Source organism: Pseudomonas sp. NPDC088444 (assembly GCF_044900175.1).
Taxonomy (GTDB): Bacteria; Pseudomonadota; Gammaproteobacteria; order Pseudomonadales; family Pseudomonadaceae; genus Aquipseudomonas.
Window position 1 is genome coordinate 101,445 of sequence record NZ_JBJDNK010000005.1, and the last position, 16,907, is coordinate 118,351.

Annotated in this window: 20 protein-coding genes; 9 read left to right on the plus strand and 11 right to left on the minus strand. The window is 59.8% G+C overall.

The features are described from left to right. Positions 1-157: 157 nt before the first annotated feature. Complete coding sequence (locus ACI2KB_RS11615; protein ID WP_404634557.1) at positions 158-1,114, minus strand: alpha/beta fold hydrolase; 957 nt, start codon at positions 1,112-1,114, stop codon at positions 158-160. A 147-nt stretch (positions 1,115-1,261) separates the two neighbouring features. Here ACI2KB_RS11615 and ACI2KB_RS11620 point away from each other — a divergent pair, with 147 nt between their 5' ends. From ACI2KB_RS11620 to ACI2KB_RS11640, 5 genes are all read left to right on the plus strand, one after another. Further along, positions 1,262-2,161, plus strand: coding sequence for a LysR family transcriptional regulator (locus ACI2KB_RS11620; protein ID WP_404634559.1), 900 nt, complete (start codon positions 1,262-1,264; stop codon positions 2,159-2,161). Positions 2,162-2,269: 108 nt separating this feature from the next. Further along, positions 2,270-2,902 carry a glutathione transferase gene (gene yfcF, locus ACI2KB_RS11625; protein ID WP_404634561.1) on the plus strand — a complete coding sequence of 211 codons (633 nt, stop codon included), beginning with the start codon at positions 2,270-2,272 and terminating at the stop codon, positions 2,900-2,902. Between the two features lie 237 nt (positions 2,903-3,139). After that, positions 3,140-3,406 carry a PepSY domain-containing protein gene (locus ACI2KB_RS11630; RefSeq protein WP_404634563.1) on the plus strand — a complete coding sequence of 89 codons (267 nt, stop codon included), beginning with the start codon at positions 3,140-3,142 and terminating at the stop codon, positions 3,404-3,406. 116 nt (positions 3,407-3,522) lie between these two features. Further along, a complete protein-coding gene (locus ACI2KB_RS11635; RefSeq protein WP_404634565.1) occupies positions 3,523-3,960 on the plus strand; it encodes a GNAT family N-acetyltransferase in 438 nt (145 codons plus the stop codon). Positions 3,961-4,112: 152 nt separating this feature from the next. After that, positions 4,113-5,144: an Ldh family oxidoreductase gene (locus ACI2KB_RS11640; RefSeq protein WP_404634567.1), complete on the plus strand. Its 1,032-nt coding sequence runs from the start codon at positions 4,113-4,115 to the stop codon at positions 5,142-5,144. On the opposite strand, the gene ACI2KB_RS11645 is transcribed toward ACI2KB_RS11640, so the two are convergent. Further along, complete coding sequence (locus ACI2KB_RS11645) at positions 5,141-5,338, minus strand: hypothetical protein (protein WP_404634569.1); 198 nt, start codon at positions 5,336-5,338, stop codon at positions 5,141-5,143. The genes ACI2KB_RS11640 and ACI2KB_RS11645 overlap by 4 nt on opposite strands. Positions 5,339-5,549: 211 nt before the next feature. On the opposite strand from ACI2KB_RS11645, the gene ACI2KB_RS11650 reads away from it, so the two are divergent. The 4 genes from ACI2KB_RS11650 (at position 5,550) to map (ending at position 7,608) form a co-directional block, all read left to right on the plus strand. Continuing rightward, a complete protein-coding gene (locus tag ACI2KB_RS11650) occupies positions 5,550-5,777 on the plus strand; it encodes a hypothetical protein (protein ID WP_404634571.1) in 228 nt (75 codons plus the stop codon). A gap of 369 nt (positions 5,778-6,146) precedes the next feature. Then, entirely contained in the window at positions 6,147-6,497 is a 351-nt protein-coding gene (locus ACI2KB_RS11655; RefSeq protein WP_404634573.1) for a helix-turn-helix domain-containing protein, read from the plus strand. Positions 6,498-6,571: 74 nt separating this feature from the next. Next, on the plus strand, positions 6,572-6,826 hold the full coding sequence (locus tag ACI2KB_RS11660) for a ParD-like family protein (protein ID WP_404634575.1): 255 nt from the start codon (positions 6,572-6,574) through the stop codon (positions 6,824-6,826). Next, on the plus strand, positions 6,823-7,608 hold the full coding sequence (gene map, locus ACI2KB_RS11665; RefSeq protein WP_404634577.1) for a type I methionyl aminopeptidase: 786 nt from the start codon (positions 6,823-6,825) through the stop codon (positions 7,606-7,608). The genes ACI2KB_RS11660 and map overlap by 4 nt, the downstream gene beginning before the upstream one ends. 443 nt (positions 7,609-8,051) lie before the next feature. Here map and ACI2KB_RS11670 read toward each other — a convergent pair whose 3' ends face one another. The 9 genes from ACI2KB_RS11670 to ACI2KB_RS11710 form a co-directional block, all read right to left on the minus strand. Next, positions 8,052-8,396 (minus strand): YggL family protein, encoded by a 345-nt coding sequence (locus ACI2KB_RS11670; protein ID WP_404634579.1) that lies wholly within the window; start codon positions 8,394-8,396, stop codon positions 8,052-8,054. Positions 8,397-8,612: 216 nt separating this feature from the next. Then, complete coding sequence (locus ACI2KB_RS11675; RefSeq protein WP_404634581.1) at positions 8,613-9,371, minus strand: class II aldolase/adducin family protein; 759 nt, start codon at positions 9,369-9,371, stop codon at positions 8,613-8,615. Between the two features lie 23 nt (positions 9,372-9,394). Continuing rightward, positions 9,395-10,186: an ABC transporter permease gene (locus ACI2KB_RS11680; RefSeq protein ID WP_404635030.1), complete on the minus strand. Its 792-nt coding sequence runs from the start codon at positions 10,184-10,186 to the stop codon at positions 9,395-9,397. 34 nt (positions 10,187-10,220) lie between these two features. Beyond that, positions 10,221-11,468 (minus strand): ABC transporter permease, encoded by a 1,248-nt coding sequence (locus ACI2KB_RS11685; protein WP_404634583.1) that lies wholly within the window; start codon positions 11,466-11,468, stop codon positions 10,221-10,223. 36 nt (positions 11,469-11,504) lie between these two features. Next, positions 11,505-12,524 (minus strand): ABC transporter substrate-binding protein, encoded by a 1,020-nt coding sequence (locus tag ACI2KB_RS11690; protein ID WP_404634585.1) that lies wholly within the window; start codon positions 12,522-12,524, stop codon positions 11,505-11,507. 32 nt (positions 12,525-12,556) lie between these two features. Beyond that, the gene (locus tag ACI2KB_RS11695; protein ID WP_404634587.1) at positions 12,557-13,657 is read right to left on the minus strand and encodes an ABC transporter ATP-binding protein; all 1,101 of its coding nucleotides are present in this window, start codon (positions 13,655-13,657) and stop codon (positions 12,557-12,559) included. Positions 13,658-13,820: 163 nt separating this feature from the next. Next, positions 13,821-15,080 (minus strand): aspartate aminotransferase family protein, encoded by a 1,260-nt coding sequence (locus tag ACI2KB_RS11700; protein ID WP_404634589.1) that lies wholly within the window; start codon positions 15,078-15,080, stop codon positions 13,821-13,823. Next, positions 15,077-16,141: a phosphotransferase gene (locus tag ACI2KB_RS11705; RefSeq protein WP_404634591.1), complete on the minus strand. Its 1,065-nt coding sequence runs from the start codon at positions 16,139-16,141 to the stop codon at positions 15,077-15,079. The genes ACI2KB_RS11700 and ACI2KB_RS11705 overlap by 4 nt, the downstream gene beginning before the upstream one ends. Continuing rightward, entirely contained in the window at positions 16,134-16,868 is a 735-nt protein-coding gene (locus ACI2KB_RS11710; RefSeq protein WP_404634593.1) for an SDR family NAD(P)-dependent oxidoreductase, read from the minus strand. The genes ACI2KB_RS11705 and ACI2KB_RS11710 overlap by 8 nt, the downstream gene beginning before the upstream one ends. Positions 16,869-16,907: the final 39 nt, after the last annotated feature.

A 16,907-nucleotide genomic window follows, 5' to 3' on the forward strand; every position in this document is an offset into this window, starting at 1 on the left:
GTTCGCGATGGCGGCGTGACAGAGGATACAACGTCGTCGCCTGAAACATAGAATCGCGAATGAATTCGCTCCCACACGGGGGCGCTGACGTCGCGCCAAGTGCGGTTTGAGCCAGTGGGGAATCAGGCCTCCTGAGAGGCCTTGGTCCGCTGCGGTGTCAGTGTTTCTGCGCAACATTGGCGTCCAGGAAACGATGAATCTGTTCGCCGATTTCCTCGACATGGGTTTCCAGTGCGAAATGCCCGGTGTCGTAGAAATACACCTGCGCCTTGGCGATGTCGCGTTTGAAGGCCTCTGCACCCGGTGGCAGGAAGAACGGGTCATTCTTGCCCCACACCGCGAGCAGCGGCGGTTGGTGTTTATGGAAATACGCCTGGAATTCCGGGTAGCGTTTCACGTTATTGGCGTAATCCTTGAACAGGTCCAACTGGATCTCGTCGTTGCCTGGCCGCGCCACGAGGGCGGCGTCCAGCGTATAGGCCTCGGGGGCGACACGATCCGGGTCTTTGACGCCATGGGTGTACTGCCACTTGATCGATTGCAGCGTCAGCATGTCGCGCAATGCATCGCGATTGGCTTGTGTCGGCTCATTCCAGTAGCTCCGGATCGGGTTCCAGCCGCTGCTCAAGCCTTCTTCGTACGCGTTGCCGTTCTGGCTGATGATCGCCGTGATGCGCTCGGGGTGCGCCGAGGCCATGCGCCAGCCCACGGGGGCGCCATAGTCGAACACTTCGATGGCGTAGCGTTTCAGTGACAGCGCTTCGGTGAAGCCGTCCATGGTTTTCGCCAGGTTGTCGAAGGTGTACGCGTATTGCGAACGGTCCGGACTGTCAGAGAAACCGAAACCGGGCATGTCCGGAGCCACGACGTGGTAGCGGTCCGCCAGTTTCGGGATCAGTTCGCGGTACATGAACGAGGACGTCGGGAAACCGTGCATCAACAGAACGGTCGGTTTCGAGGGATCACCGGCTTCGCGGTAGAAAATCTTCACCCCTTGCACATCAACGTAGTGGTGGCTGACGACCGGCTGCGGGGCAGTGGCTGCCTGGGCGGATGTGCCGAAGAGAGTGGCGGCGGTCAGCGCGGTGGCGGCCAGCAAGCGATTCAAGGTCATGGTCATGCTCCTGCAAATAAAGGTTCGGCGATGGCCGGTTCAAGTGTTCAAGCCAGGCTGGCTCGTTGAAAGCGATATTGCAGGTATCCATTAATTTGCAGAATCTAGTAATCTTGATAACCGGCTTACCAAAAAATGGAAGGGTGAATGGACCGTTTCGAATCGATGGAAATGCTCGTGGCGGCAATCGAGAACGGCAGCCTTTCGGCCGCAGGGCGCGCACTGCACGTGCCGCTGGCGACGCTGAGTCGGAAAATCACTGATCTGGAGACCCGATTGGGCACACGCTTGTTGATTCGCGGCACGCGCAAGTTGACCTTGACCGATGCGGGTGTGGCCTACGTTGCGGCGGCGCGAAGAATTCTGGAGCAGGTCGACGATGCCGAACGTGAAGCGGCGGGTGAATTTCAGGTCCCTAAAGGCGAACTGGTGATTACCGCGCCCGTGTTCTTCGGCCGTCTGCATGTGCTGCCAGTGGTCACGGATTTTTTGGCGCTTTACCCTGAGATCAATATTCGTTTGCTGCTGGTCGACCACAATATGCACCTGATCGACGAGCACGTGGACATGGCGGTGCGCATCGGCAAGTTGCCCGACAGCGCGATGTACGCCACCCACGTTGGCTCGATGCGCTCGATGGTCTGCGCCAGCCCGCAACTGTTGGCGCAGCATGGGGTGCCGCAGGTGCCGGACGACCTGCGACGGTTTCCTTTCGTGCGCGTGGTGATGCCGGTGCCGACGCCAGGCTGGCGGTTTCGTTCGCCGGACTTCAGCAGCGTCGTCGAGATTCCCATAGCGCCCCGCTTGGCAGTGTCTACCGCCGAGGCCGCGTTGCAGGCGGCGATTCGCGGTGTCGGGGTGGTCAATCTGATGCGCTATCAACTGGTGGACGCCATCGAAGCCGGCCTGCTGCAACCGCTGCTGGAGGCATTCGAGCTGGACCCGTCGCCGATTCATCTGCTTCATGCTTCGCGGGGAAACATGCCGCTGAAGATGCGCTGCTTTCTGGATTTCGCCGCGCCCAGGCTACGAGAACTGTTGGGCTGAACACGCCGCATTCCCGACGGGAATGGCCCCATAAAAAAGCCGAATTTCCCTTGTGCCGGGCATTCTCGTAGCGTGGCGTTTCCCACCCTTGAACATGGAGATCATGCTGTGAACGATGCCCCGCTGCGCCTGTATGTCGACGCCCGTTTTACCAGCCCTTATGCGATGTCAGTGTTTGTCACACTGAAAGAGAAGGGCATCGATTTCGAGCTGATTCCCGTGAACCTGGGGGCGCAGGAACAGCACGCGCAAGGCTATGCCGAATTGTCTTTGACCCAACGGGTGCCGACGCTGGAGCAGGGTGGCTTTGCCGTGTCGGAGTCGTCGGCGATCACTGAATACCTCGAAGAGCGCTTTCCCGAGACGCCGGTCTACCCGCAGGACCTGCGACAGAAGGCCCGAGCCCGCCAGGTACAGGCCTGGCTGCGCAGCGACCTGATGCCGATTCGGGAAGAGCGCTCCACGCTGGTGATTTTCTACGGGAAGAAAGTCGGACCATTGACCTCGGAAGGCAAAGCCGCTGCGGCCAAGTTGATCGCCGCGGCCAAGGCGCTGTTGGCGGATGGGCGTGAATACCTGTCGGGAGCGTGGTCGATTGCCGATGTCGATCTGGCGCTGATGCTCAATCGTCTGGTGCTCAATGGCGATGAGATGCCCGAAACCCTGGTGCGCTATGCCCATCGGCAGTGGCAGCGGCCAAGCGTGCAAGCATGGTTGAATCTGCAGCGTCCACCCCTTTGATTCACCCCTCGGATCTGTCATGGGTGGGCTCACCCAAACCGGCGCAGCCATGCACCCGGTGGCAGGCGTGAGAAACCAGCGTGCGTGAGGGTGGGGTCGCCCAGCCACAGGGTTCATGTGCTGACGACCCTCACCACCGCATCACTTCGTAACAGAAGCTCGTCTGAACTATTGTTTTTCCTGCGCGCTCCAACACCCCGCACGTACAAAGCCCGCACAGGGAAAAGGAGTTCTGAAATGATCAAGACACTGACTGCCGCCATCCTCGCCACTGCCGCTCTGGCCACCGCACCGTTCGCACTCGCGGACAAGCCCGGCCCGGGCTGGATCACCATCGAGAAGGCCATCGAAAAAGCCAAATCGGCGGGCTACACGGAGATCTACAAGATCGAGGCGGATGACAAAGGCTACTGGGAAGGTGAAGGACGCAAGGCCGACAGCCTGACCTATGAGTTCCGCATCGACGGCACGTCCGGCAACATCCTGCGAGACCAGAAAGACTGATTTTTCCTACCCATCAGGAGCGCTGATTGAAGCGCTCCTTCTTCATGTCTCCCTTTACTCATTTCGCCGAATCCGACACCCTTGCCATCCTTTTCCATGTCAGCAGGAAGCGATGCATGAGCGTGCGGATCGAGTTCAAAAGCAACCCCAGTGAAGATGAGCGTCTGCAGATTCTGGAACCGCTGAGGGCCTACAACGCCGAGAAAGCGGGCGATGGGCTGTCAGAAAAATTCGCGTTTTTTGTGCGTGACGAGAACTCCGATGCGGTGCTCGGGGGATTGCACGGGCGCATTCTCTATCGCTGGATGTTCATCGAGCTGCTGGTGGTGCCCGAGCAGGCAAGAGGGCAGCGTATGGGCAGTCAATTGATGGCCATGGCCGAGGATCTCGCGCGTGAGCGCGATTGCGTCGGCGTCTGGCTGGACACCTTCGATTTTCAGGCCCCGGATTTCTACCGCAAGCACGGCTATCAAGCGTTCGGCCAACTGGATGACTATCCGCCTGGGCATCATCGCCTGTTTTTTCAGAAACGCCTGACATCGGCGCAAGCCTGAATTTGGCTTGGGTCGTTGGCGCGAGACTTGCCTAGTGGTGGGAATGCAAGCCGGTGTGCGGTTTACCGAAAGGGCCGCGCACAGTAATCTCCGGACGCGTATTCACGTTCTGTTCGGCTTCCATACCTCCAATAATCACACCGGAGCTTCAGATGTCTTCACCCCGCGACCCCGCTGACACCCAGACGATTTCCTTTCCCGAACTCACCGATGTGCTGCGGCGGATTTTTCTGCGCCATGGCACCTCGGCAGCAGTGGCTGAGGTGCTGGCCGAAAACTGCGCCAGCGCCGAGCGCGACGGCTCCCACAGCCATGGGATCTTTCGCATCAAGGGTTATCTGGCGTCGTTGGGGGCAGGTTGGGTGGACGGCCAGGCAGTGCCAAAGGTCGAAGACGTCGGTGCTGGATTTGTGCGGGTCGATGCGGGCGGTGGATTCGCTCAGCCAGCGTTGCAGGCCGCCAAAGCGCTGCTCATCGAGAAAGCCCGCAACGCGGGCATCGCGATCCTGGCGATCCGCAATTCGCACCATTTCGCGGCGCTATGGCCCGATGTAGAGCCTTTCGCGCAAGAAGGGCTAGTGGCACTGAGCGTGGTCAACAGCATGACCTGTGTGGTGCCTCATGATGCACAAAAGCCGTTGTTCGGCACCAATCCGATTGCCTTCGCCGCGCCCCGTGCCGACGGGCAACCCATCGTCTTTGACATGGCCACCAGCGCCATCGCCCATGGGGATGTCCAGATCGCGGCGAGGGAAGGGCGTATGTTACCCCCCGGCATGGGCGTGGATCGGGCGGGTCAGCCTACGGAAGATCCCAAGGCGATTCTCGATGGCGGCGCGCTGCTGCCGTTTGGCGGCTACAAAGGCTCGGCGCTGTCGATGATGGTCGAGCTGCTGTCGGCCGCGCTGACCGGGGGCAACTTCTCATTCGAATTCGATTTGTCCTGCAAACCGGGCGCGCAGACACCCTGGACTGGTCAGATGATTATCGTCATCGATCCTGACAAGGGCAGTGGTCAGTCCTTCGCGCAACGCAGTGAGGAACTGGTTCGGCAGATGCAAGGTGTAGGGCAGGAGCGGATGCCGGGAGACCGCCGCTATCGTCAGCGCGAAAAGTCCCTGGCTGAAGGTATCGTGCTTTCAACTGCGGATCTGGCACATCTCAACGCGCTCGCCAACGGCTAAACGTCGAGCCTGGGAAGCCTTCCCGGCAGTTTCAGTCCCACTGGATTCTGCCGGGCGACGTGCAGGCGCATCAGGTGCTGGCTGTCTTGTGCTTCATCCGTCGACCGGGTTTTCTGTCCACAGGGCATCGCTAGGGCACTCGCACTTATGGCGGCCAGCACCAGCGTGATCAAAAAGGCTATGAGTGTTTTCATGGTCATGCCTCACAAGTGGGAGGGAGTCGAGGCTCCATCACCGCAGGCTACGTCCGCTGCCGACAACGACGTTACTCCATTCCTGTCGAGAAATTGCCTGATGCTGTCTGCCTCGGAAACCGACGAGAGAGCGACCGTTCGTCGAAACGGCACTTGCGTTCGGGAGGGGATAAAAATACTGTATGTTTAAACAGTATTCGAGGAAGAGAGAATGGCCATGCAGGTAAATCACGCTCAAACCGCTCATTCATTCGCTGCCGAGGCTGCAGAGGCCACGTTCGACAGTATCTGGGGCAACGCCATGCAGCGAGAGGATTTTCTGGCTCTGGCAGCAGGCGTGCGCCAGTTTAGCCTTGAAATGGCCGAATTGGACTTTGTTTCGAATGTATTGGGCACGCAGCGTGCAGGCAGCGAGCAGCCACAGGCTGTCGCGGATTGAGGAACAGCCGAGAAAAGCGGTTTCGGCCGGAATCAGGGTTTGTACGTGACAGGCACAGACAGGGGGGCAGCCCGGGTTTCATCGGTGTCAGGCTGACGCTGTTTGCCGGTTCTGATCAGGCTGAGTGCGAACAGGGTGCCCACGAGCGACAAAGCGCACCAGGCCAGAATAAATGTGATCACGTCTGGTTCTCCGAACTGCACAATCGGGTTGCCCGTTAACAGGCAAACGTTCCATCCGAATCTATCGGCCGTGTTGACTGCATCCTGAGGCCGGACGCGCGAATCTTGAACAATTGTCGGTCGAATCGCAACTCCCCCGGACCGATGGGGTCTTGCATTTAACAGATCACGTTCGAGGCCCCTGTTCATGAAAGATATCGGTTCACGCTTGAAGGAAGAACGCAAAAGCCTCGGCCTGTCCCAGCAGGAGTTCGGTGCCATTGGCGGGGTTGAGGCCAACGCCCAGGGCAAGTATGAGAGCGGAGAGCGTATTCCACGTTCCGACTACCTCGCCGCTCTGGAGAAAAAAGGCGTCGACGTGCTTTACGTGCTGTCGGGCAAACGCACACCCATGGCGGCTGACTCCCTTAACGATGCCGAGCGGGCGATCATCACTCATTACCGCGCGTTGAGCGAGGACGACCAGGACGCGATTTCTCAACTGGCCAATTCGCTGTCGGAATGCGCCATGGACGCCGCGGGGCAGGCTTCCGCTTGACAGGCGATCAAGGCTGGCTTGCGAGTGAATATATGAAACGTATATGCTTCGTATATTCATAGCGAGGACAACCCATGGGGCTGGTCAAGATTTCCGAACAGATGCACGCCAATATTCGCTCTGCCAGCGCTGCGCTGAGCCGTTCGATCAACGCGCAGGCTGAACACTGGATGCGTGTTGGCATGCTGGCCGAACTTAATCCGGGCCTGAATTACAGCGACATTTGTCAATTGCTGATTCGTGCTGAAGCCGCGGGGGATTCGTTACTGGAGGCCTTGCCTGACGTGTCGGACACCGATGAACTCAAGGTCCGGGCGGTGTCGCGATGAGCATCAGCATCAAGAGCGAAGCCGATCTGGTGGGGCTGCGCGTTGCGGGGCGTCTGGCGGCAGATGTGCTGGCGATGATTGCCCCACACGTCAAACCGGGTGTCAGCACCGAGGCGCTGGACGACATCTGCAACGACTACATCGTCAATGTCTTGAAAGTCACGCCTGCCAATGTGGGTTATCACGGTTTTACCAAGACCACCTGTATATCGCCCAACACCGTGGTGTGCCACGGCATTCCGTCTCCCGATGACATTCTCAAGGACGGTGACATCGTCAATATCGACGTGGCCGTCATCAAGGATGGCTGGTACGGCGACACCAGTCGCATGTATTACGTCGGTGAGGTCAGTCCGCTGGCCAGACGTCTGGTCGAGACCACTTATGAAGCCACGCTGGCAGGGATTCATGCGGTACGCCCCGGCGCGACATTGGGCGACATTGGAAATGCCATCCAGACCGTGGCCTACCGGGAAGGCTTCAGCGTGGTGCGGGAGTATTGCGGTCATGGCATTGGCCGCAAATACCATGAAGAACCTCAGGTGCTGCACTACGGCGCGGCGGGCAAGGGACTGAAGCTCAAACCGGGTATGGTGTTCACCATCGAACCGATGATCAACGCCGGCAAGCCCGGGACCCACGTGCTGGATGACGGCTGGACGGTTCTGACTCGGGATCAGTCCCTGTCTGCGCAATGGGAGCACATGGTAGCGGTCACCCAGACGGGCTTCGAATTGCTCACGCCCTGGCCTGACGGAACGGGTGAGTACCCTTCGGTGTAGGGTGTTCTACCGTCTGGACGAACAAAGTCACAATTGAGCAAGTGACGAAATCTGGATTGAGCTTGTAGGATCTGTCCCGTTCCCCTGTAGTGCTGCTGCCTGACCGGCTCAAGGATGATCAGGCAAACAGCACTTGGGGAGAACACCAGAAAGCTTCGCGCACGGCGATTAAACAGCCGGCCTGAGCCTAATGCCAGTCAGTTAAGTCGACTGGCATTTTTGTTTTCGGGTCGGATACTCCGCAGGCTGCTGCTTCATCACTCTGGGGCCTCATCTGTCAGGTCGCCGATGGGACAAGGCTTTTGACAAACGCATAAAAAATCCGATGCTCGTTTCCAGGCATCGGATTTTGCGGTTTACAGGCTAATCGTCAATGACGCCAGTCTTGATTGACTGGCATTCGCCAAAGGGCGGTTTTTCATTGACAACGTACAGCCGTGCAATCAGGAAGCCGTGTTGATCGGCTTTTCCGGGTACCAGGCGTCGATCAGCGGGCCGACTTCGACTTTGGTCACCTCGCTGCGGCCCTTGAGCCAGGCTTCGACAGTGGCGCGCTGTTCTTCGGTGACTGAACCGCGCTCAGCCAGGCAAACCAGACCGTAGTCGTCGCCGCCGACATAGTCCAGACCGTTGGCGTCCATGGCGTCGGTCAGGAACGCGTCGAGGAAACCGTCGATGGCCTGATCGTCCAGACCCTCTTTGAATTCCAGATTGAGCTCGAAGCCCAATTCCTGAAACTCGTCAACACAGAGCTTTTTGCGCAGACGACGGGAGCGGTTAGTGGCCATGAAGCAATCCTCTTAGGTAATTTCGGGGCGCAGTCTACCAGCTAACCCCGATGATCGCCTCTCCCATAGTGATCAGCGTTTGGCAACGCCCCCGCGGCGTATGGGAAATCTGCAGCAGTCCGGCTTGTCGGCGGCAGCAATTTCGAAGACACCGCCGTCAGCCAACCAAGCCGCTACAGGGATTTTCATCAAGGCGGCCATCTGTTGGGCGAATCGCTACGAGCAATAATCCGCGCGCTGGCCCTCGATCAGTTTCAGCGCCGCATCCCACGCCAGTTGGATCACCCGCAGGCCTTCCTCGTCATCGGTGAACTGACTCGCCGTGAGTTGGCAGACTTCTTCGGACGGATAAATCAACTTGCTGCCACCCGCCAGCGCCGCCACCTGGGCCTGGCAGGCGCGCTCCAGAAAATGGATCTCGTGGAAGGCTTCAGCAACGTTGCGCCCACCGGCCAGCAGGCCGTGATTGCGCAGGATCATCGCCCGATGAGGCCCAAGGTCGGCGACCAACCGTTCGCGCTCACCCAGATCCAGCGCGACCCCTTCATAGCTGTGATACGCCAGCTTGCCGTAGAACTTCAGCGCATGCTGGGAGATCGGCAGCAACCCTTGTTCCTGCGCCGAGACCGCAATACCCGCTGCGGTGTGGGTATGGATGACGCAGTTCAAGTCATGGCGCGCCATGTGGATTGCCGAATGAATGGTAAACCCGGCGGCATTGACTTCGTGGGTGTGCCCACGAGGGTCGACGACCTTGCCTTGATGGTCGATCAGCACCAGGTCACTGGCCTTCATGTGATCGAACAGGACGCCGTAGCGGTTGATCAGAAAACGTGGCTCGGGACCGGGCACCCGCAGGCTGATATGGGTGTCGATCAGGTCGGTCATGCGAAAGTGCGCAATCATCCGGTACAGCGCCGCCAGTTCGCAGCGCAGCGCCCATTCTTCTGGGGAAAACAGACTCGGGCCTTGCATGTAAGTCTCCTGTGGCAGTGGGGTCACGGGCCCCGGGTACGTTCGCCGCGCCGACGCAATGCTTCCATCGTCAGCAGCAATAGCAGGGCGCTGAGCACCATCATGGTCGCTGCCGCCGCGATGGTAGGGTTCAGGTTCTCCTTGATACCGGCGAACATCTGAATGGGCAATGTCTTCTGGGCCGGTGTCGATAGAAACAGGGTCACCACCACTTCGTCAAAAGAGGTGGCGAAGGCCAGAAGTGCACCGCTCAGCACACCGGGGGCGATCAGGGGCAGGGTGACGCGGCGGAAACCATACCACGGTGAGGCGCCCAGGCTGGTGGCGGCGCGGGTGAAGTTGCGGTTATAGCCCTCCAGTGTGGCATTCACGGTGATCAGCACGAACGGCGCGCCCAGTACCGCGTGAGCAATCACCAACCCTGCGTAGGTGTTGAGCAAGCCCAGGCGGGCGAAAAAGAAGTACAGCCCGACTGCCACGATCACGACTGGCGCCACCATCGGCGAGATCAGGATCGCCATCACCAGCGCCTTGCCCTTGAACTCGCCACGAGACAGACCCACTGACGCCAGGGTGCCCAATACGCTCGCCAGCAAGGTGGCGGCGGGGGCGATTTTCAGGCTGTTGCCCACGGCTTGCATCCAGTCGCCAGAGCCAAAGAACTCCTCGTACCAGCGCAGCGAGAAGCCACTGAGGGGGTAGCTCAGAAACGAGCCTTCATTGAAGGACAGCGGCACGATCACCAGAATCGGCACGATCAGAAACACCAGCAGCGCCAGGCTGTACACGCTCAGCAACGGACGTAGCAGGCGCATTTCCCACGGGTCGACGTTCTTCATCAGTGGCTCCTCAGGCTAGCCGGTTAGCAGGGCGTGAAACTCTGGCGTACACCCAGTACAGCAACAGCACGATAATCAGCAGTTGGCTGCTCAGCGCGGTGGCCATGCCCCAGTTGATGGTGGTGTTGGTGTAATAGGCCACGAAGTAGCTGATCATCTGGTCGCCAGGACCACCCAGCAGCGCCGGGGTGATGTAGTAACCGATGGCCATGATGAACACCAGCAAGGCACCCGCGGTGACACCCGCGTAGGTCTGCGGCAGGTAAACCCGGCGAAAGGCAGTGAGTGGGTGAGCGCCCAGTGAAATGGCCGCATTTTCATAACGCGGGTCGATGCCTTTCATCACCGCGTACAGCGGCAGGATCAGAAAAGGCAGCAGAATATGGGTCATCGAAATCAACACGCCGGTGCGGTTGAACACCAGTTCCAGCGGTTTTTCCAGGATGTGCAGGCTCATCAGCGTGTCGTTGACCAGGCCGCCGGATTGCAACATCACGATCCAACTGGCAGTGCGCACGATCAGTGACGTCCAGAAGGGCAGCAACACGAAAATCAGCAACAGATTCGCCCGTCGCGGCGGTTGCCGGGAGAGCCAATAGGCCAGCGGATAACCGAGCAATACGCAGAAGAGCGTAACCAGCCCGGCGATGACCAGCGAGCGTTGCAGCACATCCAGATACAACGCTTTGCCTGGGCCGACGTAGTGGAGTTGACCGGCGTCCATCTTCAGGTCGAACGCCGATAACCAGTACAAGCTGGTGTAGGGGCTGCCCAACGTTTTGAGGGTGGTCCAGGTTTGCACGTCGTTGAGCGCGGGAATGCCGCTCAACAAGCGTTCACGAACCGGCTCGCCGCGCGGTGGCAATTTACTCAATACAGCGGTCGGGATACTGCGCAGCATTGAACTTTCATAACCCAGTCGACGGTTCAGAGCGAACAGTTGCCCGGTGCTGCGGGCTTCACGAAGGTCATCGGCCATTGCGGCGAATACAGGTTCGCCCGGCACTGACTGACCATCCCACTGCTCCAGTAATTGCAGGGTCTTGGGCAGTGCCGTCGCCACTTCCGGGTTGTCGATGCTGCGGGTCAGCAAGCCGCCGATGGGCGCCAGAAAACCCACTATCAGCACTATCAACAGCGGCAGGAGAAGCATGATCGAGCGCCGAGTGTAGGCGCGCCGGGCGGCCTGCAAGCGCCAGGCGAGATCGCGTGGCGGCGGGGCGGAGGCCGGGGTGTCCAGAGTCAGAGCGTCGGGCATGGGGTGCTCCTTGTGGCAGCGGCGGTCAGGGACAAATCAACGAGCGGCCCAGGCGTTGAAGCGCTGTTCCAGTTCTTCCCCGTGGTCGATCCAGAACTGCGTGCTCACTTGCAGGCCTTTCACAATGTCCGGCAGGTTCTTCTTGGTGTTTGCGTTCAGCAGCGCCAGGGTGCCTTTGTTGGTCGGGCCGTAAGGGATGGTTTCCGAGAACACTTTCTGCTGCTCGGCCTGGCTGACGAAGGCGATGTATTGCTCGCCCACCGCCTTATGAGGCGATCCCTTGACGATGGCCCAACTGTCGAGGTCGTAGAGGCTCTGGTCCCAGACAATGTTGAAGGCGTGACCTTCGTTCTGGGCACTGGTCACGCGACCGTTGTAGGCGGTGGTCATGACCACGTCACCGGCCACCAGCCATTGCAGCGGCTGGGCGCCAGCTTCCCACCATTGAATGTCGTGCTTGATCACATCAAGCTTCTTGAACGCACGGTCTACGCCTTCTGGGGTCGCCAGCACGGTATACAGATCTTGCGGTTTCACACCGTCGGCGAGCAGGGCGATTTCCAGGGTGAATTTGGCGCTCTTGCGCAGGCCGCGTTTGCCGGGGAAGTTCTTTGTGTCCCAGTACGCGGCCCAGCCGGTGGGGGCAGTTTTCAGTTTATCGGCGTTGTAGGTCAGCACCGTCGACCAGAAGTACATGCCAATACCGCACTCACTGACGGCGCTTTTTTCGAACTGTGCAGGGTCGCCGATCTTGCTCCAGTCCAGCGGCTCGAACAGGCCTTCGGCACAGCCTCGCACAAGGTCCGGACTCTCCACTTCAACCACGTCCCAACTCACCTGCCCGGTCTCGACCATGGCGCGGATTTTCGACATCTCGCCGTTGTACTCTCCGGCCTGGATCGTACCTTTGCCGGTGGCGTTGAAGGGTTGGTAGAACGCCTTGTCTTGGGCGACCTTGGCGGCGCCACCAAACGAAATAACGGTCAACGGTTCAGCAGCACTCACGGGGCCACCGAGAGCGATCAGTACGGTCATTGCAGCGAATGGCTTGAGCATGGCGAATTTCCTGAGGCATCGAGGTTGAGGGTTTACGCAGGCAAGGCGTCCAGCGCTGATGCATCAGCGCTATGCCAGCAGACAGAAAGGTGGTGGCCTTCACACCAGACCGGTTGCATCTGGGCGATCGGGACCTTGACGTTGAAATCGTTGTTGTCGCCGACCTGCAATCGAATGCGCACGTGGTCGCCCAGGTAGATGCATTCTTCGATGCGGCCGGGCAGGCGGCTGTCATAACGGGTGTCGCCGTCGAGGATGACCCGCTCCGAACGGATCGACAGCGAAGTGCGGTTGCCTTTTACGAGACCAGGCGTGCTGCGGGCGAAGACCTGCTGACCGGCATCCAGCCTGACCTGGCAGCGTTCGGCGCCCAGCGAATCAAGGCTGCCGGGCAAGACGTTGGTGTCGCCCATGAACGTGGCAACGAAGGTGTTGGCCGGGCGCTCGTACAGCGCCTGTGGAGTGTCGACCTGCTGAATTACGCCATCGTTGAAGATCGCGACACGGTCGGACAGGGTCAGGGCTTCGGACTGATCATGGGTCACGAACACCACGGTCAGGCCGAGTTCGCGGTGCAGGCGGCGAATTTCCAGCTGCATTTGTTCGCGCAGTTGTTTGTCCAGTGCACCCAGCGGTTCATCCATCAGCACCAGCTTGGGTTCGAACACCAGTGCCCTGGCCAGCGCGATGCGTTGTTGCTGACCGCCAGAAAGCTGGGCGGGGTAGCGGTTGGCGAGGTCCGAGAGACGTACCATCTCCAGCGCCTGTTTGACCTTGAACTGGATGTCGTGGCGATTCATCCGCCGTACCTCCAGCGGGAAGGCCATGTTCTGGGCGACGGTCATGTGCGGGAACAGTGCGTAGTTCTGAAACACCATGCCGATGCCACGCAGATGGGCAGGGACGCTCTCGATCGCCTTGCCTTCCAGGTAAATCTTGCCTTGGGTGGGGCTTTCGAAACCGGCGAGCATCATCAGGCTGGTGGTCTTGCCGGAGCCTGACGGGCCGAGCAGGGTCAGAAATTCACCTTGCGCCACGTCCAGATCGAGGTGCTTCACCACGGTCTTGAAACCGTCGTAACTTTTCTCCACGCCCCGGAAACTGACAAAGGCGTCTGCGCTGCTATGGGTCATCTCACATTCTCCCCTTTAGCTTTTAAAAACATGATGCATCATGTTTAAAGCAGGAACTGTGCCACTGATTTTTGCGTCGTTATCTGCGTTGCTTTGGTGTTTTCGGTCGTTGCCGTGCACCGCCGCTGTGCCGTGCGCCCCAGTTCGGGACGCGCGGGCGGGTTCAGTGCAGGTCGGTCAGGGTCGCGTCCAGCCGCTCAAGCAACAGATCGGCGTGCTCACGGTTGAACACCAGTGGCGGGCGAATCTTCAGGACGTTGCCGCGCGGGCCGGTGGCACTGATCAACACCTGTCTGCGGCGCATGCCGTTGACCACGGCCGTTGTAATCTGGGTCGCCGGAGCGCGTGTAGCGGGGGAGTCGATCAGTTCGACGCCGATGAACAGACCTTGACCACGCACATCGCCGATGGCCGGATAACGTGCGGCAAGTGTTCGCAGCCCGTGTCTGAGGTATTCGCCAATCGTTTGTGCATTGGCTTGCAAGTTTTCCTCGCGAAGCACATTCAGCACGGCCTGGGCTGCTTTGCAGGACACCGGGTTGCCGCCGTAGGTATTGAAATAGCGCTGCTGGCGACCGAACACATCGAATAGCTCGGAGCGGCCCACCACGCCTGCGACCGGATGGCCGTTGCCCATGGGTTTGCCGAGGGTCACCAGATCAGGGATCACGGTGTCGCATTGGAAACCCCAGCGTTGTGCCCCTGTGCGACCGAACCCCGGTTGCACTTCGTCGGCGATATACAGCCCACCGGCTTCGCGCATGAGTTGTGCGGCCTGCGCCAACTCGCCGTTGACCGGGCTGAACACGCCGTCGCTGGAGAAAATGCCGTCCACCAGCAATGCGGCGGGTCTGATTCCGTGTGCCTGAAGGTCGGCCAGTGCCGACTTCACACTGTGCACGAAGGTGTTGCCCCGATACGCGTCCGGTGCATCCACCAGCCGTACATGAGGCGCGGTGGGCAAACCGGTGGCTAAAGACGGGGAAAGTTGGGCCAGCACGCTGGACACGCCGTGGTAGGCCCAGCGGGTGACCAGCACGCCGGTTCCGCCGGTCACGCACTGGGCAATGCGCAGCGCCAGATCGTTGGCTTCGCTGCCGGTGCAGGTCATGGTCAGGTTGTTCAGCGGCGCAGGAAATTCGCTGAGCAGGTCCTCCGCGTAATCGACGATGGACGGGTGCAGGTAACGGGTGTGGGTGTTGAGTTGCGCGCTTTGTTCGGCGATGGCCTGCACCACGGCCGGGTGGCAATGGCCGATGGACGCCACGTTGTTGTAAGCGTCGAGGTAGGGGGTGCCGTGTTTGTCGTACAGCCAGACCCCTTCGCCACGGACCGGCGCAAACGGTTCCTCATAGAACAGTCGATAACTGGCGCCCAATGCCTGTTGGCGACGGGCGAGAAGCTGGGTGGTGTCAGGGTTCACAGGGCCTCCGGTTTGCAAGCATCGATCAGGCTTTGGGTCAGCACGCCGTCCGGCAGGGCCATCAGCCGTTGCAGGTTGCGCCAGGTGACGGGCAGGTTGCGCAGCACATACTCGCGGTTCTGTGGGTAAAGCGAAGCGCGCCATTGGGCGATGGTGATCGCCATGGCCATGCGCATGGCGATCAGGTCGCCCAGTATGTCCAGCTCCTGCGGTAGCAGCGGGATGTGGGCGTTATAGGCTGCGATGAACGCCTTGATTTGCCACAGCGGATCCGGCGCGCTGGCGTCGAACTGATAGGACAGCGCAGTGCCCAGTTCATTGACCAGCGGCGCATGCAGTGCGTCGCCAAAGTCGATGATGGCGGCCACGCGGGTGCCGGTCTCGGGGTCGAGGATCACGTTGTGCGGATTCAGATCGTTGTGAATCACCTGGCTTCTGAGGGTGGGCAGCAATGGCTTGATCTGCGCCTCATAGCGGTCAAGGAGGGTGGTGACAAGCGGGCGTTGCTCATCGTCCAGGCAGTGCAGGTGCGGGCGTACACGCTCGGCGTGGCCCACGTCCCACAGCAGATATCGGTGGGCGGCGGGGTGATGAAAGCCGTTCAAAGCGAGGTTGACTTGTGCCAGCGTGCTGCCCAGTTGATGCATCAGCGCCACGCTGGGGGTGCCGAGATTTTGCGAGATGCCGTCCAGATAGCTGACCGTTCGCAACGTAAGGATCTGTTCCCCGACTTGCACCTTGGGTTCGAACGCTCCGGTGTGTGCCGCCAGCACGCGGGGAACAGGCAAGTGGTTGCCGTGCTGCTCGATGAACAACAGCGCCTCAGTCTGAAACCGCGTCACCTCGGAGGCTTCGGCCGGGTTCACGAACTTCATCACGAAGGCGCCACGGTCATCGCGGATCAGGAAATTCAGATCGCGCTCGCCATTGAGCTGCTTGATCGGACCTCTCAGACTGTACTGCGTCAGGGCGATCTCCTGCGCTTGCTGGAGGCTGACTTCCGGCACTTCGGTGGTCATGAGCTTTGTGCAATGGGGTGTCGATGATGCCGTCTCAGACATGCTGACCACCGTTGACATGGATTTCTGCGCCGTTCACGTAGGACGCACCGCTGGTGCACAAGAAATAGACCAGTGATGCGACTTCTTCGGGTTTGCCCAGGCGGTGCATTGGCACCAGCCGCTCGACCATCTCTGCGGTGCCAGGGGAGAGGATCGAGGTGTCGATTTCGCCGGGGGCAATGGCATTGACGCGTATGTCATGGCGTCCGAAATCGTAGGCCATTTCCCGAGTCAGCGCTGAAAGGGCAGCCTTGGAGGTGGAGTAGGCGGCACCCGCGAATGGGTGGACCTTTGTACCTGCGATGGAGGTCACGTTAATGATGCTGCCCTTGGCGGCTTTCAATTCATCGAACAGGCCTCGGGCAAGGAGTGCCGTGGAAAACAGGTTGACGTTGAACACCTGCACCCACGTCGCATAATCGGTTTCCAGCACACCCAATCGGCTGCCTTCCGGACCTTTGGGCGAGACCCCGGCGTTGTTCACCAGTGCGTCCAGTCGTCCTCCCAGCCTTTCCTTGATATCGGCGAGGCTGTCGCTGACGCTCTGGATGTTCTCCAGGTCCAGGTGGATGTGGTTCAGCAAGCCTTCAGCCCAAGGGCACTCGCTCACCCAGTCGTGCCGTGAAGCGGTAAACACTTCCCAGCCTGCTGCATTGAAATGCTTGACGGTGGCATGACCGATGCCTCGGCTGGCACCGGTCAGCAACAGCTTCTTTTTGTCGCTCATGAGCACACTCACTGATTGTGAAGTTTGATGCATCATGTT

Coding starts and splice junctions, on each gene's coding strand:
- ACI2KB_RS11690 (WP_404634585.1), bottom strand. CDS start 12,524: ATGCTCAAGCCATTCGCTGCAATGACCGTACTGATCGCTCTCGGTGGC.
- ACI2KB_RS11615 (WP_404634557.1), bottom strand. CDS start 1,114: ATGACCTTGAATCGCTTGCTGGCCGCCACCGCGCTGACCGCCGCCACT.
- ACI2KB_RS11685 (WP_404634583.1), bottom strand. CDS start 11,468: ATGCCCGACGCTCTGACTCTGGACACCCCGGCCTCCGCCCCGCCGCCA.
- ACI2KB_RS11655 (WP_404634573.1), top strand. CDS start 6,147: ATGAAAGATATCGGTTCACGCTTGAAGGAAGAACGCAAAAGCCTCGGC.
- map (WP_404634577.1), top strand. CDS start 6,823: ATGAGCATCAGCATCAAGAGCGAAGCCGATCTGGTGGGGCTGCGCGTT.
- ACI2KB_RS11640 (WP_404634567.1), top strand. CDS start 4,113: ATGTCTTCACCCCGCGACCCCGCTGACACCCAGACGATTTCCTTTCCC.
- ACI2KB_RS11635 (WP_404634565.1), top strand. CDS start 3,523: ATGAGCGTGCGGATCGAGTTCAAAAGCAACCCCAGTGAAGATGAGCGT.
- ACI2KB_RS11645 (WP_404634569.1), bottom strand. CDS start 5,338: ATGAAAACACTCATAGCCTTTTTGATCACGCTGGTGCTGGCCGCCATA.
- ACI2KB_RS11695 (WP_404634587.1), bottom strand. CDS start 13,657: ATGACCCATAGCAGCGCAGACGCCTTTGTCAGTTTCCGGGGCGTGGAG.
- ACI2KB_RS11680 (WP_404635030.1), bottom strand. CDS start 10,186: ATGCGCCTGCTACGTCCGTTGCTGAGCGTGTACAGCCTGGCGCTGCTG.
- ACI2KB_RS11660 (WP_404634575.1), top strand. CDS start 6,572: ATGGGGCTGGTCAAGATTTCCGAACAGATGCACGCCAATATTCGCTCT.
- ACI2KB_RS11705 (WP_404634591.1), bottom strand. CDS start 16,141: ATGTCTGAGACGGCATCATCGACACCCCATTGCACAAAGCTCATGACC.
- ACI2KB_RS11650 (WP_404634571.1), top strand. CDS start 5,550: ATGGCCATGCAGGTAAATCACGCTCAAACCGCTCATTCATTCGCTGCC.
- ACI2KB_RS11620 (WP_404634559.1), top strand. CDS start 1,262: ATGGACCGTTTCGAATCGATGGAAATGCTCGTGGCGGCAATCGAGAAC.
- ACI2KB_RS11630 (WP_404634563.1), top strand. CDS start 3,140: ATGATCAAGACACTGACTGCCGCCATCCTCGCCACTGCCGCTCTGGCC.
- ACI2KB_RS11675 (WP_404634581.1), bottom strand. CDS start 9,371: ATGCAAGGCCCGAGTCTGTTTTCCCCAGAAGAATGGGCGCTGCGCTGC.
- ACI2KB_RS11710 (WP_404634593.1), bottom strand. CDS start 16,868: ATGAGCGACAAAAAGAAGCTGTTGCTGACCGGTGCCAGCCGAGGCATC.
- ACI2KB_RS11670 (WP_404634579.1), bottom strand. CDS start 8,396: ATGGCCACTAACCGCTCCCGTCGTCTGCGCAAAAAGCTCTGTGTTGAC.